Genomic DNA, 22,407 nt, shown 5'->3' with positions numbered 1-22,407 from the left:
TCAACCATTCCACCCGATCGAACGGGGGATCAATTCTTCCCGAACCACCCTTGTTAGCCGCTGCACGTTACAGGTGATGTAGCTGCGCTGCTGACAAATGGTTTTCGAGGTGGCAAAAAGGGGGCCAAGCCCCCTTTTTGCTTACTGAGTCAACGCCAGGGCGTCAATTACTCAGCTGCGGCTACCGGAGCTTCTTCAACGAACTGCTCGGTGCCACCAGCAACGTGGTTGCGACCACGGATGACAGCGTCAGCCATCGAACCCATGTACAGCTGGATGGCGCGGATGGCGTCATCGTTGCCTGGGATGATGTAGTCAACGCCTTCCGGGCTGCTGTTGGTATCGACTACGCCGATAACAGGGATGCCCAGCTTGTTGGCTTCGGTGATCGCGATGCGCTCGTGATCAACGTCGATAACGAACAGTGCGTCAGGCAGACCGCCCATGTCCTTGATACCACCCAGGGAACGATCGAGCTTTTCCAGGTCACGAGTGCGCATCAGCGCTTCTTTCTTGGTCAGCTTGGCGAAAGTACCGTCTTCGGCCTGCACTTCAAGGTCACGCAGACGCTTGATGGAAGCACGGATGGTTTTGAAGTTGGTCAGCATGCCGCCCAACCAGCGGTGATCGACGTACGGCGAACCGCAACGTGCTGCTTCTTCAGCAACGATCTTGCCAGCGGAACGCTTGGTGCCGACGAACAGGATCTTGTTTTTGCCCTGGGCCAGGCGCTCTACGAAAGTCAGAGCTTCGTTGAACATTGGCAGGGTTTTTTCAAGGTTGATGATGTGGATCTTGTTACGCGCGCCGAAAATGTATTTACCCATTTTCGGGTTCCAGTAACGGGTCTGGTGACCGAAGTGCACACCGGCCTTCAGCATATCGCGCATGTTGACTTGGGACATGATAGTTCCTTAATAAGTCGGGTTTGGCCTCCACGTATCCCAATGACCAACCAGCGGCATCAAGGCCTCCGGCACCCAGGTCATCGTGTCGACACGTGTGTGGATTTAAGCTTTTCGGGGTATCCCCGGAAAGCGGCGCATTTTATACCACACGAAGGGCGAAAACGAAACACGCAATCACATTTGGCCTGGGCGACGTATACGCAACCCTTTGAATAGAGCCGATATAACCCCATCTGATAGAGAGAAGCGATCGTCGGGAGCTCATGATTTGCCGCCCGCGTCTGTTAGAATCGCGTTTTTTGGCGCTTGTGCGAATTCTGCAACCTTTTGTCGCACGCCCGTAAACCGTATTGATTTCAGCGCATCGCGCTAGAGAGAGCCTGTATGACCGTTAGTTTGAAAACCGCCGAAGACATCGCCGGCATGCGCATTGCCGGCAAACTGGCTGCCGATGTGCTGGAAATGATTGCCGAGCACGTCAAGCCCGGCGTTACCACGGAAACCCTGAACCAGATCTGCCACGACTATATAGTCAATGTGCAGGGCGCCATTCCTGCGCCGCTGAACTACAAGGGCTTCCCCAAGTCGATCTGTACTTCGGTCAATCACGTGGTCTGCCACGGGATTCCGGGCGACAAGCCGTTGAAGGACGGCGACACCCTGAACATCGACGTCACCGTGATCAAGGACCGCTACTTCGGCGACACCAGCCGCATGTTCCACGTCGGCACCGTGCCGGTGTGGGCCGAACGCCTGTCCCAGGTCACCCAGGAATGCATGTACAAGGCCATCGAGATCGTCAAGCCTGGCTGCCGCCTGGGCGACATCGGTGAAGTGATCCAGAAGCACGCCGAAAAGAACGGTTTCTCGGTGGTGCGCGAATTCTGCGGCCACGGTATCGGTACGGTCTTCCACGAAGAACCGCAGATCCTGCACTACGGCCGCGCCGGCACCGGCATGGAGCTCAAGGCAGGCATGACCTTTACCATCGAGCCGATGATCAACCAGGGCAAGGCCGACACCAAGGTGCTGGGCGACGGCTGGACCGCCATCACCAAGGACCGCAAGCTCTCGGCCCAGTGGGAACACACCCTGCTGGTCACCGAGACCGGCTACGAGATCTTCACCCTGCGCGCCGACGACACGATCCCACGCGTTTCGGCGTGAAGGGCTGCCAAGGTTTTCCCAAACTGTGTTGTGACTGACTGATAGATAGAAAGGAAAGCCGATCAATGCCCCAGGTGGATCCCGAACTCTTCGACCGTGGCCAGTTCCAGGCCGAGCTGGCACTGAAAGCGAGCCCCATCGCCGCGTTCAAAAAGGCGATCCGCCAGGCCCGCGAGGTGCTCGACGAGCGCTTTCGTAGCGGCCGGGACATCCGCCGGCTGATCGAAGACCGCGCCTGGTTCGTCGATAACATCCTGCAAAAGGCCTGGGAACAGTTCAGCTGGAGCGAAGACGCCGATATTGCCCTGGTGGCGGTCGGCGGCTACGGTCGTGGCGAGCTGCACCCCTACTCCGACATCGACCTGCTGATCCTGCTGGACAGCGCCGACCATGAGATCTTTCGCGATTCCATCGAGCGCTTTCTGACACTGCTGTGGGACATCGGCCTGGAAGTCGGCCAGAGCGTGCGCTCGGTGGATGAGTGCGCCGAAGAGGCCCGCGCCGACCTGACCGTCATCACCAACCTGATGGAAAGCCGCACCATCGCCGGCCCCGAGCGCCTGCGCCAGCGCATGCTCGAAGTCACCAGCACCGCACACATGTGGCCGAGCAAGGATTTCTTCCTGGCCAAGCGTGCGGAGCAGAAGGCCCGGCACCACAAGTACAACGACACCGAATACAACCTCGAACCCAACGTCAAAGGCTCGCCGGGCGGGCTGCGCGACATCCAGACGATTCTGTGGGTCGCACGTCGCCAATACGGCACCCTGAACCTGCGCGCCCTGGCCGGCGAAGGCTTCCTGGTGGAGAGCGAAAACGCCCTGCTGGCGTCGTCCCAGGAGTTCCTGTGGAAAGTGCGCTACGCCCTGCACATGCTCGCCGGGCGCTCCGAAGATCGCCTGCTGTTCGACCACCAGCGCTCCATCGCCACCCTGCTGGGGTTTGAAGGTGAAGACGCGAAGACCAGCATCGAAAGCTTCATGCAACAGTACTACCGGGTGGTCATGAGCATTGCCCAACTCAGCGACCTGATCATCCAGCATTTCGAAGAAGTGATCCTCGCCCCGGAAGACGAAGCACCGCCGCAGCCGATCAATTCGCGCTTCCAACTGCACGACGGCTATATCGAGGCACGCAACGACAACGTGTTCCGCCGCACGCCGTTCGCCATGCTGGAAATCTTCGTGCTGATGGCCCAGCAGCCGGAAATCAAGGGCGTACGCGCCGACACCATCCGCCTGCTGCGGGAAAACCGTCACCTGATCGACGACGACTTTCGCAACGACATTCGCAACACCAGCCTGTTTATCGAGCTGTTCAAGTGCAAGATCGGCATCCACCGCAACCTGCGGCGCATGAACCGCTATGGCATCCTCGGGCGTTACCTGCCGGAGTTCGGGTTTATCGTCGGGCAGATGCAGCACGACCTGTTCCACATCTACACCGTGGACGCCCACACCCTCAACCTGATCAAGCACCTGCGCAAGTTGCAGTACACCCAGGTGTCAGAGAAATTCCCGCTGGCCAGCAAACTCATGGCCAAGCTGCCCAAGCCGGAGTTGATCTACCTGGCCGGCCTGTACCACGACATCGGCAAGGGTCGGCATGGCGATCACTCGGAAATCGGCGCGGTCGATGCCGAGGCGTTCTGCCAACGCCACCAGTTGCCGTTGTGGGACAGCCGCCTGATCGTGTGGCTGGTGCAGAACCACCTGGTAATGTCGACCACCGCCCAGCGCAAGGACTTGTCCGACCCGCAGGTGATCCACGACTTCGCCGGGATTGTTGGCGATGAAACCCGCCTCGACTACCTGTACGTGCTGACCGTTTCCGACATCAACGCCACCAACCCGACGCTGTGGAATTCCTGGCGCGCCAGCCTGTTGCGCCAGCTCTACACCGAGACCAAGCGCGCGCTGCGCCGTGGCCTGGAAAACCCGGTGGACCGCGAAGAGCAGATCCGCCGCACCCAAAGCGCCGCCCTGGACATCCTGGTGCGCGGCGGCAACGACCCGGACGACGTCGAGCAACTGTGGTCGCAATTGGGGGACGATTACTTCCTGCGCCACACCGCCGGCGATGTCGCCTGGCACAGCGACGCGATCCTGCAGCAGCCGGCCGATGGCGGCCCGTTGGTGTTGATCAAGGAAACCACCCAGCGCGAATTCGAAGGCGGCACGCAGATCTTCATCTATGCGCCCGACCAGCACGACTTCTTCGCCGTGACCGTGGCGGCCATGGACCAGCTCAACCTGAACATCCACGACGCACGGGTCATCACCTCCAGCAGCCAGTTCACCCTCGACACCTATATCGTGCTCGACACCGAAGGCGAGTCCATCGGCGATAACCCGGCGCGGGTGAAAAAGATCCGCGAAGGCCTGACCGAAGCCCTGCGTAACCCCGACGACTACCCGACGATCATCCAGCGCCGGGTACCGCGTCAGCTCAAGCACTTTGCCTTTGCGCCCCAGGTGACCATTTCCAACGATGCGCAGCGCCCGGTGACCGTGCTGGAACTCAGCGCGCCGGACCGGCCAGGCCTGCTGGCACGGATCGGCGGCATTTTCCTGGAATTCGATTTGTCACTGCAGAACGCCAAGATTGCGACCCTCGGCGAGCGCGTGGAGGACGTGTTCTTTATTACCGATGCCGATAACCAGCCGCTGTCCGACCCGGAGCTGTGCCTGCGCTTGCAGGCGGCGATCGTGCAGCAGTTGAGCGTGACCCAGGAACCCGGTGTCGAGCTGACGCGCCTGACGATTTGATACCAGGAGCGGCCCACCGCTCCCTCCCAGTTTTTAACGCCTTGCACGAGATCCACCGATGAACAACGCCCTGAACCAGCTCCAGCCCTACCCGTTCGAAAAGCTGCGCGCCCTGCTGGGCAGCGTCACGCCGAACCCGGACAAGCGCCCGATCGCGTTGTCCATCGGCGAACCCAAGCACAAATCGCCGCAGTTCGTTGCCGATGCCCTGGCCAACAACCTCGACCAGATGGCGGTCTACCCCACCACCCTGGGCATCCCGGCCCTGCGCGAGGCCATTGGCGCCTGGTGCGAACGCCGCTTCGACGTACCCAAGGGCTGGCTGGATCCAGCGCGCACTATCCTGCCGGTCAACGGCACCCGTGAAGCGCTGTTCGCCTTCACCCAGACCGTGGTCAACCGGGGCGACGACGCGCTGGTGGTCAGCCCGAACCCCTTCTACCAGATCTACGAAGGCGCCGCGTTCCTGGCCGGGGCCAAGCCGCATTACCTGCCATGCCTGGATGAAAACGGCTTCAACCCGGATTTCGACGCGGTATCGCCGGACATCTGGAAACGCTGCCAGATCCTGTTCCTGTGCTCCCCCGGCAACCCGACCGGTGCACTGATCCCGGTCGAGACCCTGAAAAAACTCATCGCCCTGGCCGACGAATATGACTTCGTTATCGCCGCCGACGAGTGCTACAGCGAACTGTACTTCGACGAACAAACCCCGCCACCGGGCCTGCTCAGCGCGTGCGTCGAGCTGGGCCGCCAGGACTTCAAGCGTTGCGTGGTGTTCCACAGCCTGTCCAAGCGCTCCAACCTGCCAGGCCTGCGCTCCGGTTTTGTCGCGGGCGACGCCGAGATCCTCAAGGGTTTCCTGCTGTACCGCACTTACCATGGCTGTGCAATGCCGGTGCAAACCCAGCTGGCAAGCATCGCGGCCTGGCAGGACGAGGCCCATGTGCAGGCCAACCGCGACCTGTACCGCGAGAAGTTTGATGCCGTGCTGGCGATCCTCAAGCCGGTGCTGGACGTACAGGCCCCGGACGGCGGCTTCTACCTGTGGCCGAATGTGCAAGGCGATGATGCCGCGTTCTGCCGCGATTTGTTCGTGGAGGAACACGTGACCGTGGTGCCGGGTTCTTACCTGTCCCGGGAAGTGGATGGCGTGAACCCCGGCGCCGGGCGCGTACGCCTGGCGTTGGTTGCGCCACTGGCCGAGTGTGTGGAAGCGGCTGAACGGATTCGCGATTTCATTCAGCGTCGTCGGTAAGCAACCGGGTCATTTCATCTGGCCCAGATTCGCCTCACTCATATCCAGCTCCGCCAACACTTCCCTCAAAACGTCATCACCAATTTGGTGATGACGGCTCAAACTGTACAACTCCAAGCGTTGCGCACGCAGGGCCTTGAGCCGCAGTTTTCGCTCAAGCAGGTCCATCTGCATCGCGAGCGCCTGGGCTTCGGCTGAGTCGTTGAACACTTCCAACTGATGGCGGTATTCCGACATCAACCGTGCCTTTAGCTCCGTAGCCAGCGCCGCCTGGGCGGCGTCGGACGTTTCCGACTCTACGGGCTCTTCCGCCTCCAGTGCGTGAATCGCTGCCACTGCGGTTTTTTTCCAGGCCTCGCGCACTTCGTTATGGCGCTTTTCGTCCGGACTTTTTTCAACGCCCCGCAAGAGCAGCGGCAGGGCGATGCAGGCGGCGATCAGCGACAGCAGGATCACACCCGCTGCGATAAAGATCAGCAGGTCGCGCTCGGGGAAATCCTGGCCTGGCACCAACAGCAATGGCACCGACATTACACCGGCCAGGGTCACCGCACCGCGCACACCGCCCACGGTCAACAGCCAGCAGGAACGCGCAGTGGGCACCAGGGTCAACTCACTTTTCCCACGTAGTCGCCGGAGCAAACCCGATAGGCGCCAGATGCTCTGCACCCAGATAAAACGCAGCACCACCAACACCAGGAAAATCGCAATCACATCCAGGCAGCGATACAACAAGGTGGGCCACAGCGTCGGCTCATGACTGGCCACGGCCTTGATGATGTCCGGCAATTGCAGGCCCAGCAGCAGGAAGATCAGGCCATTGAAGGCAAATTCCAGCAATGACCAGACACTGCGATTGAGCAGGCGCGTGCTGGTCTGGCGAGGCAGCAGGTCGAGCCAGCTTTGCATCATGCCCGCCGCGACCGCCGACAAGATGCCCGAGGCGCCGAGGCGTTCGGCCAACACGTAGGCCGCAAACGGCAGCAGCAACATGAACACCACATGCGTTGCCGGGTCATCCCAGCCCCGGGCAATCATCCAGGCGCGCAGGCGGCCGACCAGCCAACTCAGCGCCACCCCCACCGCCAGGCCGCCCAAGGCCACCAAGACAAAGGTCAGGCTGGCATCGGCCAACGAGAACACACCGGTCAACGCGGCCGCCAAGGCGAACTTGAAGGTCACCAGGCCCGAGGCGTCATTCATCAACGCTTCGCCCTGGAGCATATGCATCAGCGGCGTCGGCAAGCGGTTCTGGGCAATTGCCGACACGGCCACGGCATCGGTGGGCGACAACACGGCCGCCAGGGCGAAGGCCACCGGCAGCGGGATCGTCGGCAACAGCCAATGAATGAAGTAGCCGGCACCGACCACGGTGAACAGCACCGACCCGACGGCGAGTGTCAGGATCGGCCCACGCAGGCGCCACAATTCGCGCTTGGGCATACGCCAGCCATCGGAGAACAGCAGCGGTGGCAGGAACAGAAACAGGAACAGCTCCGGGTCCAGCGCCACATGCAGTCCCAGCGTGGGCCAGGCCAGCAAGGCGCCGGCGGCAATCTGCACCAGCGGTAACGGCAGGGGGATGACACGTCCGACCAGACGCGAAACGCTGACCAGCATCAGCAGGATAAGAACGGTGTAGGCGGTTTGCATAACGCGGGTTTCCCGGACGATCGGCTTGCAACGACACACATCAGGCAACAACTGGCCGTTGAAGTGCCATATTACCCGGCTATCTTACCGGCCTATGCTGCGCGCTGGCTTTTGCACAAAAGTCGCACGCTGCTGACGAGCGGCACCCAAAATCTCTGGGCGTGGCATAATCCGTGATCTTTCATTTTCATTGGCACTTGCATCAGTAAAGCAGGGGGGCAATTCCTTGACCGCTTCAAGCAAAACGTTGCACCTTTTCGGCATCAAAGCCTGCGACACCATGAAAAAGGCGCGCACCTGGCTCGACGAGCACGCGGTGAGCTATGAGTTCCACGACTACAAAACGGCCGGTATCGACCGCGAACACTTGACCCAATGGTGCAACGAGCACGGTTGGCAGGTGGTTTTGAACCGTGCGGGCACCACCTTTCGCAAACTCGAAGACGAACGCAAAGCCGATCTCGATCAGTCGAAAGCCATTGAATTGATGCTCGCACAACCTTCGATGATCAAGCGCCCGGTGCTTGATCTCGGCGACAGAACCCTGATTGGCTTCAAGCCAGATAGTTATTCGGCGGCCCTCAAGTAGGCCAGCCCTTCCATTTTTGTAGAGGTAACAGCATGTCCAATTCCCTGTTCAGCCTGGGCTTCGGCGTCGGCACTCAGAACCGCCAAGGTGCTTGGCTGGAAGTGTTTTACGCACAACCCCTGCTCAACCCATCGGCTGAAATCGTTGCCGCCATCGCGCCGATCCTCGGCTACAGCGAAGGCAACCAGGCAATCACCTTCACCGTCGCCCAGGCCCTGCAACTGGCCGACGCGCTCAAAGGCGTCGACGCTACCCAGGCCGCCCTGCTGAGCCGCCTGGCCGAAAGCCACACGCCGCTGGTCGCCACCTTGCTGGCCGAAGACGCCGCACTGACGTCCACCCCAGAGGCCTACCTCAAGCTGCACCTGCTGTCCCATCGCCTGGTCAAGCCGCATGGCCTGAGCCTCGCTGGTGTGTTCCCGCAACTGCCGAACGTGGCGTGGACCAGCCAGGGTGCAATCGACATCAATGAGCTGGCCGAACGCCAACTGGAAGCCCGCCTGCGTGGCGAGCTGCTTGAAGTGTTCTCGGTGGACAAGTTCCCGAAAATGACCGACTACGTGGTACCGAGCGGCGTGCGTATCGCGGATGCCGCGCGTATCCGCCTGGGTGCCTACGTGGGCGAAGGCACCACCGTGATGCATGAAGGTTTCGTCAACTTCAACGCCGGCACCGAAGGCCCGGGCATGATCGAAGGCCGTGTATCGGCCGGCGTGTTCGTAGGCAAGGGTTCGGACCTGGGCGGCGGTTGCTCGACCATGGGCACCCTGTCGGGCGGCGGCAACATCGTGATCAAGGTCGGAGAAGGCTGCCTGATCGGCGCCAACGCCGGTATCGGTATCCCGTTGGGCGACCGCAACACCGTGGAGTCGGGCCTGTACGTCACCGCCGGCACCAAGGTTGCGCTGCTGGACGAGTCGAACCAACTGGTCAAGGTGGTCAAGGCCCGTGAGCTGGCCGGCCAACCCGACCTGCTGTTCCGCCGTAACTCCGAGACCGGTGCCGTGGAGTGCAAAACCCACAAATCGGCCATCGAACTGAACGAAGCGCTGCACGCTCACAACTAAGCAGCCACTCGATGCCACTGGCGGGCCCCGACCCTGGGGCCCGCTTATACGAGTCTTGAACACCATGCTTGTGCCCTCCCCCTGGCGCGCCGACTTTCCGGCCATCGCCACCCTGCAACGGCAAGACCAGACTTATCTGGACAACGCCGCGACGACGCAAAAACCCCAGGCCCTGCTGGATGCCATCAGCCATTACTACGCCAATGGCGCCGCCAATGTGCACCGTGCCCAGCATTTGCCGGGTGCCCATGCGACCCAGGCCTTCGAGGACAGTCGCAGCAAGGTTGCGCAGTGGTTGAATGCAGGTGACAGCGGGCAAATCGTGTTTACCCACGGCGCGACGTCAGCGCTGAACCTCCTGGCTTATGGCCTTGAGCACTTATTCAATGCGGGCGATGAGATTGTCATCAGCGCCCTGGAACACCACGCCAACCTGTTGCCGTGGCAGCAACTGGCCAAGCGTCGCGCGCTCACCCTGGTGGTATTGCCACTCGGCGATGACGGCGTGATCGACCTGCAAGCCGCCGCCGAGTCGATCGGCCCGCGTACACGCCTGCTGGCGGTGAGCCAACTGTCCAACGTCCTTGGCACCTGGCAGCCGCTGCCGGCCTTGCTGGCGCTGGCCCAGGCCCACGGCGCCCTGACCGTGGTCGATGGCGCCCAAGGCATCGTCCACGGCCGCCACGACGTGCAGGCCCTGGGCTGCGACTTCTATGTATTTTCCAGCCACAAGCTGTACGGCCCGGACGGCGTCGGCGTGCTCTATGGCCGCAACGAGGCCCTGCATCACCTGCGCCATTGGCAATTTGGTGGCGAGATGGTGCAACAGGCCGACTACCACAGCGCCAGTTTCCGCCCGGCACCGCTCGGGTTCGAAGCCGGCACCCCGCCGATTGCCAGCGTGATCGGCCTGGGCGCGACCCTGGACTACCTGGGTTCGCTGGACCCACAGGCGATTCTCACCCACGAAGCGGCTCTGCATGACTACCTGTTGCGCGGGCTGAACGCGCGCAATGGCGTCCGTGTGCTGGGCTCGCCGCAAGCAGCGCTGGTCAGTTTTGTGGTCGAGGGCGTGCACAACGCCGACCTCGCGCACCTGCTGACCGAGCAAGGCATTGCCGTACGCGCCGGCCATCACTGCGCGATGCCGCTACTCAAGGCGATGCACTTGTCGGGGGCGATCCGTGTCTCCCTGGCGCTGTATAACGACTCCGATGACCTGGAACGCTTCTTTGAAGCGCTGGACCGGGCGCTGGATATGCTGCGATGAGCCTGCCGGTAGATGCGGTAGCTGCGCTGGAGGCCTTCCAGTCAGTCGGCAGTTGGGAACAGCGGGCACGCATGCTGATGCAGTGGGGTGAACGCCTGCCCGTATTGGCGGATGAGGAGAAGGTCGATGCCAACCTGGTGCAGGGCTGTGAGAGCCTGGTGTGGTTGGTGGGGCGCTTCGAGCACGGTCATTGGCAGTTCGCCGCGAGCAGCGATGCGCGGATGATTCGTGGCTTGGTGGCGTTGCTGCTGGCGCGGGTCAATGGGCTGTCGGCGGACGAGTTACAGGCGGTCGACTTGCCGGATTGGTTCAATCAGCTGGGACTTTCCCGTCAACTGTCGCCGTCGCGCAGCAATGGGCTGAATGCAGTCCTGCAGCGCATGCGCGAACTCAGTCATACCCACATTTGAACCGTGAAACGTTCTGAGACTCAGGCGGGCTTGACCCGCTCCGAAGGCCTGCGCACCCCGGCCACAATCTTGTCCACCGCCTTGGTCGCCGCGACCATGCCGAAGGTCGCCGTCACCATCATCACCGCGCCAAACCCGCCGGCGCAGTCCAGCTTCACCCCATCACCGACAAAACTCTTCTGCAGGCAGATGCTGCCATCCGGCTTGGGGTAGCGCAGTTGCTCGGTGGAAAACACGCACGGCACGCTGTAATGGCGGGTCACGGTGCGGGAAAAGCCGTAGTCACGGCGCAAGGTGGAGCGCACTTTCGACGCCAAGGGGTCATTAAAGGTGCGGTTCAGGTCGCAGACCTGGATCAGCGTCGGGTCGATCTGCCCACCGGCGCCACCAGTCGTGATGATCTGGATCTTGCGGCGCTTGCACCAGGCAATCAGTGCGGCCTTGGCGTTAACCGCGTCGATGCAGTCGATCACGCAGTCGATAGTGGGCGTGATGTACTCGGCCATGGTGTCGCGGGTGACGAAATCCGCCACCGCATGCACCGTGCAATCCGGGTTGATCGCGCGCAGGCGCTCGGCCATCACCTCGACCTTGGGCTTGCCCACGGTGCTGTCCAAGGCGTGCAACTGGCGGTTGCTGTTGCTGACGCAGACGTCGTCCAGGTCGAACAGCGAAATCTCGCCCACTCCGCAACGGGCCATGGCTTCCGCCGCCCAGGAGCCGACGCCGCCGACGCCGACGATCGCCACATGGGCCGCTTTCAAGCGCTCCAGGCCTTCAATGCCATACAAGCGGGCGACGCCTGCAAACCGCGGATCTTCTGTACTCATGACCATTACCCCAAAAACCGGCGCGCATTATAGGACTACGCAGCGACAAGTTTTAAGCTACAAGCTACAAGTTAAGAACTTAGATGTACTTTCGCTGCCCAATGTCCGGTTTTTCTCGGCTTGCTGTACGGTCAGGGAAAGGCCGGTGTAGGATGCGCGCCGTTCGGTGCAGGCCGACACCTCTTTTCGTTCCACACCCTTTGGAACCCGACATAACCATGGCATCGCGTAAATTTGGACTCAACCTGGTGATAGTGCTGGCAATTGCCGCGCTGTTCACCGGCTTCTGGGCGCTGATCAACCGCCCGGTCACTGCTCCCAACTGGCCCGAGCAGATCTCCGGTTTTTCCTACTCGCCGTTCCAGCAAGGCCAGTACCCGCAGAAAGACCAGTACCCCACCGACGAGCAGATGCGTCGCGATCTGGAGATCATGAGCAAGCTGACGGATAACATCCGCACCTACTCGGTCGACGGCACGCTGGGGGACATTCCCAAGCTGGCCGAAGAGTTCGGCCTGCGCGTAACCCTGGGGATCTGGATCAGCCCGGATCTGGAGCGTAACGAGCGCGAAGTCCAGCGGGCCATCGAGATCGCCAACAGCTCGCGCAGTGTCGTGCGGGTCGTGGTCGGTAACGAGGCGCTGTTCCGTGAAGAGATCACCCCTGAAGCGCTGATTGTGCTGCTGGACCGAGTGCGCGCCGCCGTGAAAGTCCCGGTGACGACCTCCGAGCAATGGCATATCTGGGAAAAGAACCCGCAACTGGCCAAGCACGTCGACCTGATCGCCGCGCACATCCTGCCGTTCTGGGAATACATCCCGATGGACAAGGCCGGCCAGTACGTACTCGACCGCGCCAGGGACCTGAAGAAATTGTTCCCGAAAAAACCGCTGCTGTTGTCGGAAGTGGGCTGGCCAAGTAACGGCCGTATGCGCGGCGGTAATGAAACGTCCCCGGCAGACCAGGCCATTTACCTGCGTACGCTGGTGAACAAGCTGAACCGCCAGGGCTACAACTACTTCGTGATCGAGGCCTTCGACCAGCCGTGGAAGGTCAGCGACGAAGGCTCGGCCGGCGCGTATTGGGGCGTCTACAACGCTGCGCGCCAGCAGAAATTCAACTTCGAAGGGCCGGTGGTGGCAATCCCGCAGTGGCGCGTCCTGGCGATCGGCTCGGTGGTGCTCGCCTTGCTGTCCCTGACCCTGCTGATGATCGACGGCTCATCCCTGCGCCAGCGTGGCCGCACCTTCCTGACCTTTATCGCGTTCCTCTGCGGTTCGGTACTGGTGTGGATCGGCTACGACTACAGCCAGCAATACAGCACCTGGTTCAGCGTGACCGTCGGCATCTTGTTGGCCCTGGGCGCCCTGGGCGTGTTCATTGTGTTGCTGACCGAAGCCCACGAACTGGCGGAAGCGGTATGGACCCACAAGCGCCGGCGTGAATTCCTGCCGGTGGAAGGGGAATCGGATTACCGCCCGAAAGTGTCGATCCATGTGCCGTGCTACAACGAGCCGCCAGAGATGGTCAAACAGACCCTCGACGCCCTGGCCGCCCTCGATTACCCGGACTACGAAGTCCTGATCATCGACAACAACACCAAGGACCCGGCGGTGTGGGAGCCGGTGCGCGACTACTGCGAAACCCTGGGCCCGCGCTTCAAGTTTTTCCACGTCGCGCCCCTGGCCGGTTTCAAGGGCGGTGCACTGAACTACCTGATCCCGCACACCGCCAAGGATGCCGAAGTGATCGCGGTGATCGACTCGGACTACTGCGTGTCGCCGAACTGGCTCAAGCACATGGTGCCGCACTTCGCCGACCCGAAAATCGCCGTGGTGCAGTCGCCGCAGGACTACCGCGACCAGAACGAAAGCACCTTCAAGAAGCTATGCTACGCCGAATACAAAGGCTTCTTCCATATCGGCATGGTCACCCGTAACGACCGCGACGCGATCATCCAGCACGGCACCATGACCATGACCCGTCGCTCGGTGCTCGAGGAACTGGGCTGGGCCGACTGGTGCATCTGCGAAGACGCCGAATTGGGCCTGCGGGTATTCGAGAAAGGCCTGTCGGCGGCGTACTACCACGACAGCTACGGCAAGGGCCTGATGCCGGATACCTTTATCGACTTCAAGAAACAGCGTTTCCGCTGGGCCTATGGCGCGATCCAGATCATCAAGCGTCACACCGCCAGCCTGCTGCGCGGCAAGGACACCGAGCTGACCCGTGGCCAGCGCTACCACTTCCTCGCGGGCTGGTTGCCGTGGGTGGCGGACGGCATGAACATCTTCTTCACCGTCGGCGCGCTGTTGTGGTCGGCGGCGATGATCATCGTGCCGACGCGGGTCGACCCGCCGCTGTTGATTTTCGCGATCCCGCCGTTGGCGTTGTTCGTGTTCAAGGTGGGCAAGATCATCTTCCTCTACCGCCGCGCGGTAGGTGTGAACCTCAAGGATGCATTCTGCGCCGCCCTGGCTGGCCTGGCGTTGTCCCACACCATCGCCAAGGCGGTGCTGTATGGCTTTTTCACCACCAGCATTCCGTTCTTTCGTACACCGAAAAACGCGGATAACCACGGCTTCTGGGTAGCGATTTCCGAAGCCCGCGAAGAAATGTTCATCATGCTGCTGTTGTGGGGCGCGGCGCTGGGGATCTACCTGGTGCAGGGCCTGCCGAGCAATGACATACGTTTCTGGGTGGTGATGCTGCTGGTGCAATCGCTGCCGTATGTGGCGGCGTTGATCATGGCGTTCCTGTCGTCGCTGCCGAAACCGGCCGTGGCACCTGAGCCTGCACCTGTGGCTTAAAAACTTGCGCAATGCACTAAACGGCGGCCTCTGGTCGCCGTTTTGCTATAAGATAACGGCCGTTTTGTCCGCCCGCCCCGCTCTTCCAGACATGCTTTCCGGAGTTTTCCCATGACGGCCCATGCCGACCTTTCGCCGACCCTTCAACTTGCCATCGACCTGATCCGTCGTCCCTCGGTCACGCCGATCGACGCCGATTGCCAGAAGCTGATGATGCAGCGCCTGGGCGACGCCGGTTTTGCGCTGGAGCCGATGCGCATCGAGGACGTGGACAACTTCTGGGCCACCCATGGCAAGCATGACGGCCCGGTGCTGTGCTTCGCCGGCCACACCGACGTGGTCCCCACGGGCCCGGTGCAAGCCTGGCAGAACGACCCCTTCGACGCATTGATCGACGAAAACGGCATGCTCTGCGGGCGTGGCGCGGCCGATATGAAAGGCAGCCTGGCCGCCATGCTGGTGGCGGCCGAGCGCTTCGTCAGCGACTACCCGGACCACAAGGGCTCGGTCGCGTTCCTGATCACCAGCGATGAGGAAGGCCCGGCACACCATGGCACCAAGGCCGTGATCGAACGCCTGGCTGCGCGCAAGGAGCGCCTGGACTGGTGCATCGTCGGCGAACCGTCGAGCACCACCCTGGTGGGTGACGTGGTCAAGAACGGCCGTCGCGGCTCCCTCGGCGCCACCCTGACCGTGCGCGGCGTGCAGGGCCATGTGGCCTACCCGCACCTGGCGAAGAACCCGATCCACCTGGCCGCGCCGGCCCTGGCCGAACTGGCCGCCGAGCACTGGGACAACGGCAACGCCTTCTTCCCGCCGACCAGCTTCCAGATCTCCAACCTCAACTCTGGCACCGGCGCCACCAACGTGATTCCGGGTGACCTGACGGCGGTGTTCAACTTCCGTTTTTCCACCGAATCCACGGTCGAAGGCCTGCAACAGCGCGTTGCGGCGATTCTCGACAAGCATGGCCTGGACTGGCATGTGGAGTGGGCGCTGTCGGGCCTGCCGTTCCTCACCGAGCCTGGCGCGTTGCTCGATGCGGTGTCGGCCAGCATCAAGGCGATCACCGGGCGTGAGACCCAGGCCTCCACCAGTGGCGGCACCTCCGATGGGCGCTTCATTGCGACCCTCGGCACCCAGGTGGTCGAGTTGGGCCCGGTGAACGCGACGATCCACCAGGTCAACGAGCGGATCCTGGCCAGCGACCTCGACGTGCTGACCGAAATCTATTACCAGACCCTGATCAAGTTGCTCGCCTGATGCTGGCCTGCCCGATTTGCAGCGCCCCGCTCAACGCGGTGGACAATGGCGTGGCGTGCCCGGCCGGGCACCGTTTCGACCGCGCGCGCCAGGGTTACCTGAACCTGTTGCCGGTGCAGCACAAGAACAGCCGCGACCCGGGCGACAACCTGGCGATGGTCGAGGCGCGCCGTGACTTTCTCAACGCCGGGCACTACGCCCCGGTGGCCAGGCGCCTGGCCGAGCTGGCCGCCGAACGCGCACCGCAGCGCTGGGTAGACATCGGTTGCGGCGAGGGTTACTACACCGCGCAAATCGCCGCGGCCCTGCCCCATGCCGATGGCTACGCCCTGGACATTTCCAAGGAAGCGGTCAAGCGCGCGTGCAAACGCAACCCGGCGCTGACCTGGTTGATCGCCAGCATGGCCCGCGTGCCGTTGGCCGACGCCAGCTGCCAGTTCCTCGCCAGTGTGTTCAGCCCGTTGGATTGGCAAGAAGCCAAGCGCCTGCTCAGTCCCGGCGGCGGCCTGATGAAGGTCGGCCCGACCAGCGGCCACCTGATGGAACTGCGCGAGCGCCTGTACGACGAAGTGCGCGAGTATACCGACGACAAGCACCTGGCCCTGGTGCCGGACGGCATGAGCCTGGCCCACAGTGAAACCCTGGAATTCACGTTGAGCCTGGCCGAACCCCGGGACCGCGCCAACCTGCTGGCCATGACCCCCCATGGCTGGCGTGCCAGCGCCGAACGCCGTGCCGAGGTGATCGAGGCGGCCGAGCCGCTGCTGGTCACAGTATCGATGCGCTACGATTATTTCGTGCTTCAATAACCGACGTTTAACCATCCGCGAATGGATTTTCGAATCCCGCAACGAGGAATATCCATGCGCCAACCCGATATCGAGATTTACCTGAAGGACGCCGACGTCGACTACAAGGCCATCGCCGCCTGGCTGGGCGCTGCCCTGGGCCCATGCAGCGACTGGGTCCAGCGTGGCCAGACCTACAAGTGCAAGGCCGGCAATGTGCCCGTCACCTGGCTGCCGAAAGCCGTAGGCAAGTGGAACAGCCTGTACCTGGAAAGTGACCAGACGCCGTGGGAAGACGACATTGCCTGCGCCCGCGCTGCGTTTGCTGCGCTGAACGTGGAAGTGCGCTGCGCACCGGGGAGCTGGGTCGAGGAAGAAGGTGAGGACAGCGCCGACACCTGGATCCGCATCAGCGCGGACGGTGAAGAGCAGATCACCTGGAAAACTGCCTGAGCCGAACTGTTAACCCAATCAAATGTGGGAGGGGGCTTGCCCCCGATAGCGGTGTATCAGCCAATATATTCAGTGACTGGCACTCCGCAATCGGGGGCAAGCCCCCTCCCACATGGGTTCTGCGGTGTAACAAATCCGCATTACAAACCGACCACATCCTCCGCCTGCAGCCCCTTCTCGCCGCTTACCACGGCGTATTCCACCTGCTGGCCCTCGGCCAATGAACGGTGGCCGTCGCCGCGAATGGCGCGGTAGTGCACAAATACATCCTTGCCATCTTCACGCTGGATGAAGCCATAGCCCTTGGCGTCGTTGAACCACTTCACATTGCCTGTCTCGCGCGTTGCCATCTGTTCACTCCCACTTGATTGTTATTGTTGAGCCGATCGCGTTGAACTGCCGAGTATAAGACAGGCTCAAAAACGATCAACTCAAGTTTACATCGCTGCTTTTTTGCCGATTTTCGGCGAATACGGCACACTACCCGCCCGAGCGCCTGCTCGGTTTTTCCCACTTGAAGCAGCTCGCCTATGACCCGCTCCCCGTTCCGCCGTCTGGTGTTTGGCACCTTGCGCCGACTGTTGTACCTCTGGGTTCGCTCGGAGACGATCAACCAGTCGTCCCTTACCCTCAACCTGGACCGCAGCCGGCCGGTGTTTTACGTCCTGCAATCGCCCTCCCTCACCGAATTGGCCGTGGTCGATGCCGAGTGCACCAAGGCCGGCCTGCCGCGCCCGGTACTGCCGGTATCGGTAGGCCCGTTGATGGAACCCGCGGCGTTCTTCTACCTCACGCCCGAGCCGGACTGGCTGGGGCGCCAGGACAAGCGCGGCGCGCCGCCGACCCTGACCCGCCTGGTCAACACCCTCAGCGAACACGCCGAAGAGAATGCACAAATCATTCCGGTCAGCGTGTTCTGGGGGCAAACCCCTGCGAGCGAGTCGAGCCCGTGGAAGTTGCTGTTCGCCGACAGCTGGGCGGTCACCGGGCGTCTGCGCCGGTTGTTGAGCATCCTGATCCTGGGGCGCAAGACCCGTGTGCAATTCTCCGCGCCCATCAACCTGCGTGAATTGATCGAGCACAATAAAGGCCACGAACGCACCGTACGCATGGCCCAACGCATCCTGCGCGTGCACTTTCGTAACCTGAAGACGGCGGTGATCGGCCCCGATTTGTCCCACCGGCGCAATCTGGTGAAAGGCCTGGTCAACATGCCGCTGGTGCGCCAGGCCATCGTTGACGAAGCCGAGCGGGAAAAAATCAGCCCGGAAAAAGCCAAGGCCCTGGCCCTGCGCTACGGCAACGAGATCGCCTCGGACTACACCTACACCGCGATCCGCTTCCTGGAAGTGGTGCTGAGCTGGTTCTGGAACAAGATCTACGACGGCATCAAGGTCAATAACATCGAGGGCGTGCAACAGGTTGCCCAGGGCTACGAGGTGATTTATGTGCCTTGCCACCGCAGCCATATCGACTACCTGCTGCTGTCCTACCTGCTGTTCAAGAATGGCCTGACCCCGCCGCATATCGCCGCCGGCATCAACCTGAACATGCCGGTGATCGGCAGCCTGTTGCGCCGTGGCGGTGCGTTTTTCATGCGCCGCACCTTCAAGGGCAACCCGCTGTACACCTCGGTGTTCAACGAATACCTGCACACCTTGTTCACCAAGGGCTTCCCGGTGGAGTACTTCGTCGAAGGCGGGCGCTCGCGCACCGGGCGCATGCTGCAGCCGAAGACAGGGATGCTGGCGATTACGCTGCGCAGTTTCCTGCGCTCCTCGCGCATGCCGATCGTGTTCGTGCCGGTGTATATCGGCTATGAGCGCGTGCTCGAAGGCCGCACGTATCTCGGCGAGCTGCGGGGTGCGAGCAAGAAGAAAGAGTCGATCTTCGATATTTTCAAAGTGGTCGGCGCGCTCAAGCAGCGCTTTGGCCAGGTCGCGGTCAACTTCGGCGAGCCGATCAAGCTGGCCGAGTTCCTCGACGCCGAGCAACCGGACTGGCGCGCCCAGGCACTGGGCCCGAACTACAAACCGGCCTGGCTCAACGAAACCACCAATCGCCTCGGCGAACAGGTGGCCCGCCACTTGAACGAAGCCGCCGCCGTGAACCCGGTGAACCTGGTGGCCCTGGCGCTGCTGTCGACCACGCGCCTGGCCCTGGATGAACAGGCCATGGCCCGCCAGTTGGACCTGTACCTGGCGCTGCTGCGCCGCGTGCCTTATTCGCCCCACACCACCTTGCCCGAAGGCGACGGCCTGGCGCTGATCAAGCACGTCAAGGACATGGACCTGCTGTCGGAACAGAGCGATGCCCTGGGCAAAATTCTGTACCTGGACGAGCAGAACGCCGTCCTGATGACCTACTACCGCAACAATGTGCTGCATATCTTCGCCCTGCCGGCGCTGCTGGCCAGCTTCTTCCAGAGCAGCTCGCGGATGAGCCGCGAGCAGATCCTGCGCTATACCCACGCGCTGTACCCGTACCTGCAATCGGAGCTGTTTATCCGCTGGTCGCTGGAAGAGCTGGATACGGTGGTCGATCAATGGCTGGACGCGTTCGTCGAACAGGGTCTGCTGCGCTTCGAAAACAATGTGTTCCTGCGCCCTGCACCAAGCTCGCGACACTTCGTACTGCTGACCCTGCTGTCCAAGACCATCGCCCAGACCCTGCAACGCTTCTACATGGCGATCTCGCTGCTGCTCAACAGCGGCCAGAACAGCATCAGCGCCGAAGAACTGGAAGATCTGTGCACGATCATGGCCCAGCGCCTGTCGATCCTGCATGGCCTCAACGCCCCGGAATTCTTCGACAAGAGCCTTTTCCGACATTTCATCCAGACCTTGCTGGAGCAAGATGTGCTGCGCCGCGACGAGGCCGGCAAGTTGAGCTACCACGACCTGCTCGGCGAACTGGCCGAAGGTGCGGCCAAGCGCGTGTTGCCCGCGGAGATTCGCCTGTCGATCCGCCAGGTGGCCTTGCACCGTGTGGATGGCGCGGCCGAAGCGCCGGTGGAAGCGGAAGAAACACGCTAGATTGAACAAGGCGCCAGTTGGATGCTGGCGCCGTTGAAAAGGAGCTGCACCATGAAAAAGATCATTCTCCTGGGCCTCACCGCCCTGCTCGGAGCCTGCCAATCCATGCATCCAGCGCCCAAGGCCAGCCTCGACGGCGAAGTGTTCTACCTGCAACGCATTGCCCTGCCGCCCGCTGCCACCTTGAGCGTGAGCCTCCAGGACGTGTCCCTGGCGGATGCGCCCGCGGTGACGCTGGCCGAGCAGAAAGGCCCGGTCAAAGGCCAGGTGCCGCTGCCGTTTCACCTGACCTACGACCCCGCACAGGTCAAGCCGGGCCACAGTTATTCGGTGAGCGCTCGCATCGAGCTGGACGGCAAGCTACTGTTTATCACCACCGAACGGCACACGGTGCAGCTCAACGGCCAGGATCCACAGCCGCTGCGCGTGCGCGTGAACGCCGTAGCACCCTGAACTCGAACATAAGGAAGCGCCCATGCTCCGCAACTCCCTTCGCCTCACTGCCCTGTGTGCCGGCCTGCTGCTCGGCGCCAATGCCGTGGCCCTGGACCTCAGTAGCCTGTCCCAGGGCGACGCCAGCGGCGGCCTCAAGGACGCCCTGACCCAAGGCGCACAGATCGCCGTGAAACAACTGGGTGTACCCGGTGGTTTCAGCAACAACCCTGAAGTGAAGATCGGCCTGCCGGGCAAGCTGGGCAAAGTCGCCGACAAGCTGAAAATGTTCGGCATGGGTGACCAAGTCACGCAGTTGGAAGACAGCATGAACAAAGCCGCTGAAACCGCCGTGACCCAGGCCCAGCCGATCCTGGTCAACGCGGTGAAAAACATGAGCGTGACCGACGCCAAGGGCATCCTCAGCGGCGGCCAGGACTCCGCCACCCAGTACCTGAACAAGAGCAGTCGCGAACAGATCCGCGCCAAGTTCCTGCCGATCGTCAAGGCCGCCACCGACAAGGTGGGCGTGGCCCAGCAGTACAACGCCCTCGCAGGCAAGGCCGCCGCGTTTGGCGCCGTGGATGCCAAGAGCGCCAATGTGGAAAACTACGTGACCGAACAGGCGCTGGATGGTTTGTTCAAGATGATTGCGCAGCAGGAAGAGACGATTCGCAAGAACCCGGCGGCGGCGGCCACCAGTCTGGCGAAGAAGGTGTTTGGCACACTCTGAATAATGGCTGGAGCACCTCACCCCCTACAAAAAACGCCCCGACTGTTTCGGGGCGTTTTAGTGTGAAAGCACTTAGTAGAGTCGGTGCGTTGGGAAGTAACCTGTTACTGGGCCATTAACCGTTGTGGTAGTCGTTGTTGTAACACTGTGGGGTGAAGGTATAGGTCGAGCAGGTTCAGGCTCAGGTGGCCTACAGCACTGAGGACGACCAAACCCACCGAAAAGAAGCGGAAGAACGAGAGGGAAGAAAAGCACATTGAACTCCTTGCGTTTCAATCACTCCTGCTTCTACCCTACGCAGAAACAGGTACCTGCCAATCAGGTAACGTTAAGTGGCAATCACATAAGATTGGTTCCACACCTCCTGTAGGCGTCATCCCTACTGCAGGAGCGTCTCGACCAAGCGCCCCATCATGAGCGTGGCAAAGCCGCAGATGGCCACAGAGGTGACACGATTGATCTTCAAGGGGGTCAACCAGGTCTTCTGAAACCCTTCGAATTGGCTGCCGAGAATGATCCAGGCACAACCGACGGGTATCACCACCAAGGCAAGAGCGGTCATGAACCCCACATAACCTTGCAGCGTGATAAAGGCGCCGGCCGGCGCGATGAACGACACGATCAACAGCCCCTTGGGGTTCATGACCGTCAACCAAAAGAAATACAGCCCGGAGAATCGATCCCTGTTCAGGTCGATGGCAGCACCTTTGCGCTGCCACAGGTTGTAGGAGACGTACAGCAAGTAACAGGCCGCGGCCAGTTGCGTCGCCTTCAATGCCCACGGCGAATACATCGCCAGGTAAACCAGCGCTACGCCCCACAGTGAGACCTGCAGCAGGTAAGCCAGACACTCGATAAAGGCCAGTTTCCACGAAGCCCGGAACCCGAACAGCAGCCCGGCACGAAACAGCAGGGTATTGGTCGGGCCGGGGGCGACCAGCAACAACATCAGGGCAGAAACAGTGGCCAGCAT

At 61.7% G+C, this 22,407-nt stretch carries 19 protein-coding genes; 14 read left to right on the top strand and 5 right to left on the bottom strand.

What is annotated here, in order from left to right; translation table 11 throughout:
- Window positions 1–167: 167 nt before the first annotated feature.
- The gene (rpsB, locus tag NIBR502773_RS21880) at window positions 168–905 is read right to left on the bottom strand and encodes a 30S ribosomal protein S2 (protein ID WP_003219330.1); all 738 of its coding nucleotides are present in this window, start codon (window positions 903–905) and stop codon (window positions 168–170) included.
- 387 nt (window positions 906–1,292) lie between these two features.
- Here rpsB and map point away from each other — a divergent pair, with 387 nt between their 5' ends.
- The 3 genes from map to dapC all read left to right on the top strand — a co-directional run bounded on the left by map (window position 1,293) and on the right by dapC (window position 6,101).
- Entirely contained in the window at window positions 1,293–2,075 is a 783-nt protein-coding gene (map, locus tag NIBR502773_RS21875) for a type I methionyl aminopeptidase (protein ID WP_012722594.1), read from the top strand.
- Window positions 2,076–2,140: 65 nt separating this feature from the next.
- Window positions 2,141–4,843, top strand: a complete 2,703-nt coding sequence (locus NIBR502773_RS21870) for a [protein-PII] uridylyltransferase (RefSeq protein WP_065938770.1) — start codon at window positions 2,141–2,143, stop codon at window positions 4,841–4,843.
- Between the two features lie 58 nt (window positions 4,844–4,901).
- Window positions 4,902–6,101, top strand: coding sequence for a succinyldiaminopimelate transaminase (gene dapC / locus NIBR502773_RS21865; protein ID WP_141156919.1), 1,200 nt, complete (start codon window positions 4,902–4,904; stop codon window positions 6,099–6,101).
- Window positions 6,102–6,110: 9 nt separating this feature from the next.
- Here the strand turns inward: dapC and NIBR502773_RS21860 are convergent, their stop codons facing one another.
- The gene (locus NIBR502773_RS21860; protein ID WP_141156918.1) at window positions 6,111–7,754 is read right to left on the bottom strand and encodes a Na+/H+ antiporter; all 1,644 of its coding nucleotides are present in this window, start codon (window positions 7,752–7,754) and stop codon (window positions 6,111–6,113) included.
- A gap of 280 nt (window positions 7,755–8,034) precedes the next feature.
- Here NIBR502773_RS21860 and NIBR502773_RS21855 point away from each other — a divergent pair, with 280 nt between their 5' ends.
- From NIBR502773_RS21855 to NIBR502773_RS21840, 4 genes are all read left to right on the top strand, one after another.
- Entirely contained in the window at window positions 8,035–8,343 is a 309-nt protein-coding gene (locus NIBR502773_RS21855) for an arsenate reductase (protein WP_231982825.1), read from the top strand.
- Window positions 8,344–8,375: 32 nt separating this feature from the next.
- Window positions 8,376–9,410, top strand: a complete 1,035-nt coding sequence (gene dapD / locus NIBR502773_RS21850) for a 2,3,4,5-tetrahydropyridine-2,6-dicarboxylate N-succinyltransferase (RefSeq protein WP_027604485.1) — start codon at window positions 8,376–8,378, stop codon at window positions 9,408–9,410.
- Window positions 9,411–9,474: 64 nt separating this feature from the next.
- Window positions 9,475–10,680, top strand: coding sequence for an aminotransferase class V-fold PLP-dependent enzyme (locus NIBR502773_RS21845; RefSeq protein ID WP_141156917.1), 1,206 nt, complete (start codon window positions 9,475–9,477; stop codon window positions 10,678–10,680).
- Entirely contained in the window at window positions 10,677–11,090 is a 414-nt protein-coding gene (locus NIBR502773_RS21840; RefSeq protein ID WP_141156916.1) for a SufE family protein, read from the top strand. The genes NIBR502773_RS21845 and NIBR502773_RS21840 overlap by 4 nt, the downstream gene beginning before the upstream one ends.
- Before the next feature lie 20 nt (window positions 11,091–11,110).
- On the opposite strand, the gene tcdA is transcribed toward NIBR502773_RS21840, so the two are convergent.
- Window positions 11,111–11,920 carry a tRNA cyclic N6-threonylcarbamoyladenosine(37) synthase TcdA gene (gene tcdA, locus NIBR502773_RS21835; protein ID WP_065938764.1) on the bottom strand — a complete coding sequence of 270 codons (810 nt, stop codon included), beginning with the start codon at window positions 11,918–11,920 and terminating at the stop codon, window positions 11,111–11,113.
- A 218-nt stretch (window positions 11,921–12,138) separates the two neighbouring features.
- Between tcdA and NIBR502773_RS21830 the strand changes: the two genes are divergently transcribed.
- From NIBR502773_RS21830 to NIBR502773_RS21815, 4 genes are all read left to right on the top strand, one after another.
- The gene (locus NIBR502773_RS21830) at window positions 12,139–14,730 is read left to right on the top strand and encodes a glycosyltransferase (protein ID WP_141156915.1); all 2,592 of its coding nucleotides are present in this window, start codon (window positions 12,139–12,141) and stop codon (window positions 14,728–14,730) included.
- A gap of 111 nt (window positions 14,731–14,841) precedes the next feature.
- Window positions 14,842–15,993 carry a succinyl-diaminopimelate desuccinylase gene (dapE, locus tag NIBR502773_RS21825; RefSeq protein ID WP_027604490.1) on the top strand — a complete coding sequence of 384 codons (1,152 nt, stop codon included), beginning with the start codon at window positions 14,842–14,844 and terminating at the stop codon, window positions 15,991–15,993.
- The gene (locus NIBR502773_RS21820; RefSeq protein ID WP_141156914.1) at window positions 15,993–16,802 is read left to right on the top strand and encodes a putative RNA methyltransferase; all 810 of its coding nucleotides are present in this window, start codon (window positions 15,993–15,995) and stop codon (window positions 16,800–16,802) included. The genes dapE and NIBR502773_RS21820 overlap by 1 nt, the downstream gene beginning before the upstream one ends.
- A gap of 54 nt (window positions 16,803–16,856) precedes the next feature.
- Window positions 16,857–17,234, top strand: coding sequence for a hypothetical protein (locus NIBR502773_RS21815; protein WP_141156913.1), 378 nt, complete (start codon window positions 16,857–16,859; stop codon window positions 17,232–17,234).
- A 140-nt stretch (window positions 17,235–17,374) separates the two neighbouring features.
- On the opposite strand, the gene NIBR502773_RS21810 is transcribed toward NIBR502773_RS21815, so the two are convergent.
- A complete protein-coding gene (locus NIBR502773_RS21810) occupies window positions 17,375–17,584 on the bottom strand; it encodes a cold shock domain-containing protein (RefSeq protein ID WP_017529713.1) in 210 nt (69 codons plus the stop codon).
- A gap of 180 nt (window positions 17,585–17,764) precedes the next feature.
- On the opposite strand from NIBR502773_RS21810, the gene plsB reads away from it, so the two are divergent.
- Genes plsB through NIBR502773_RS21795 form a run of 3 tightly spaced genes read left to right on the top strand, consistent with a single transcriptional unit; the run spans window position 17,765 to window position 21,434 of the window.
- Window positions 17,765–20,269, top strand: coding sequence for a glycerol-3-phosphate 1-O-acyltransferase PlsB (gene plsB / locus NIBR502773_RS21805; protein WP_141156912.1), 2,505 nt, complete (start codon window positions 17,765–17,767; stop codon window positions 20,267–20,269).
- 51 nt (window positions 20,270–20,320) lie between these two features.
- Window positions 20,321–20,722, top strand: a complete 402-nt coding sequence (locus NIBR502773_RS21800; RefSeq protein ID WP_027604494.1) for a YbaY family lipoprotein — start codon at window positions 20,321–20,323, stop codon at window positions 20,720–20,722.
- A 22-nt stretch (window positions 20,723–20,744) separates the two neighbouring features.
- Entirely contained in the window at window positions 20,745–21,434 is a 690-nt protein-coding gene (locus NIBR502773_RS21795; protein WP_141156911.1) for a DUF4197 domain-containing protein, read from the top strand.
- A gap of 379 nt (window positions 21,435–21,813) precedes the next feature.
- Here the strand turns inward: NIBR502773_RS21795 and NIBR502773_RS21790 are convergent, their stop codons facing one another.
- Window positions 21,814–22,407, bottom strand: a complete 594-nt coding sequence (locus NIBR502773_RS21790; RefSeq protein ID WP_141156910.1) for a LysE family translocator — start codon at window positions 22,405–22,407, stop codon at window positions 21,814–21,816.

The organism is Pseudomonas sp. NIBRBAC000502773, assembly GCF_006517195.1.
GTDB classification, from domain to species: Bacteria; Pseudomonadota; Gammaproteobacteria; order Pseudomonadales; family Pseudomonadaceae; genus Aquipseudomonas; species Aquipseudomonas marginalis.
This window is presented reverse-complemented; position numbering and strand designations above follow the sequence as displayed.

What these genes read in the sequence shown, in the direction of transcription:
- rpsB (WP_003219330.1), bottom strand. Translation starts at nt 905, where the DNA reads ATGTCCCAAGTCAACATGCGCGATATGCTGAAGGCCGGTGTGCACTTC.
- map (WP_012722594.1), top strand. Translation starts at nt 1,293, where the DNA reads ATGACCGTTAGTTTGAAAACCGCCGAAGACATCGCCGGCATGCGCATT.
- NIBR502773_RS21870 (WP_065938770.1), top strand. Translation starts at nt 2,141, where the DNA reads ATGCCCCAGGTGGATCCCGAACTCTTCGACCGTGGCCAGTTCCAGGCC.
- dapC (WP_141156919.1), top strand. Translation starts at nt 4,902, where the DNA reads ATGAACAACGCCCTGAACCAGCTCCAGCCCTACCCGTTCGAAAAGCTG.
- NIBR502773_RS21860 (WP_141156918.1), bottom strand. Translation starts at nt 7,754, where the DNA reads ATGCAAACCGCCTACACCGTTCTTATCCTGCTGATGCTGGTCAGCGTT.
- NIBR502773_RS21855 (WP_231982825.1), top strand. Translation starts at nt 8,035, where the DNA reads ATGAAAAAGGCGCGCACCTGGCTCGACGAGCACGCGGTGAGCTATGAG.
- dapD (WP_027604485.1), top strand. Translation starts at nt 8,376, where the DNA reads ATGTCCAATTCCCTGTTCAGCCTGGGCTTCGGCGTCGGCACTCAGAAC.
- NIBR502773_RS21845 (WP_141156917.1), top strand. Translation starts at nt 9,475, where the DNA reads ATGCTTGTGCCCTCCCCCTGGCGCGCCGACTTTCCGGCCATCGCCACC.
- NIBR502773_RS21840 (WP_141156916.1), top strand. Translation starts at nt 10,677, where the DNA reads ATGAGCCTGCCGGTAGATGCGGTAGCTGCGCTGGAGGCCTTCCAGTCA.
- tcdA (WP_065938764.1), bottom strand. Translation starts at nt 11,920, where the DNA reads ATGAGTACAGAAGATCCGCGGTTTGCAGGCGTCGCCCGCTTGTATGGC.
- NIBR502773_RS21830 (WP_141156915.1), top strand. Translation starts at nt 12,139, where the DNA reads ATGGCATCGCGTAAATTTGGACTCAACCTGGTGATAGTGCTGGCAATT.
- dapE (WP_027604490.1), top strand. Translation starts at nt 14,842, where the DNA reads ATGACGGCCCATGCCGACCTTTCGCCGACCCTTCAACTTGCCATCGAC.
- NIBR502773_RS21820 (WP_141156914.1), top strand. Translation starts at nt 15,993, where the DNA reads ATGCTGGCCTGCCCGATTTGCAGCGCCCCGCTCAACGCGGTGGACAAT.
- NIBR502773_RS21815 (WP_141156913.1), top strand. Translation starts at nt 16,857, where the DNA reads ATGCGCCAACCCGATATCGAGATTTACCTGAAGGACGCCGACGTCGAC.
- NIBR502773_RS21810 (WP_017529713.1), bottom strand. Translation starts at nt 17,584, where the DNA reads ATGGCAACGCGCGAGACAGGCAATGTGAAGTGGTTCAACGACGCCAAG.
- plsB (WP_141156912.1), top strand. Translation starts at nt 17,765, where the DNA reads ATGACCCGCTCCCCGTTCCGCCGTCTGGTGTTTGGCACCTTGCGCCGA.
- NIBR502773_RS21800 (WP_027604494.1), top strand. Translation starts at nt 20,321, where the DNA reads ATGAAAAAGATCATTCTCCTGGGCCTCACCGCCCTGCTCGGAGCCTGC.
- NIBR502773_RS21795 (WP_141156911.1), top strand. Translation starts at nt 20,745, where the DNA reads ATGCTCCGCAACTCCCTTCGCCTCACTGCCCTGTGTGCCGGCCTGCTG.
- NIBR502773_RS21790 (WP_141156910.1), bottom strand. Translation starts at nt 22,407, where the DNA reads ATGCTGGCCACTGTTTCTGCCCTGATGTTGTTGCTGGTCGCCCCCGGC.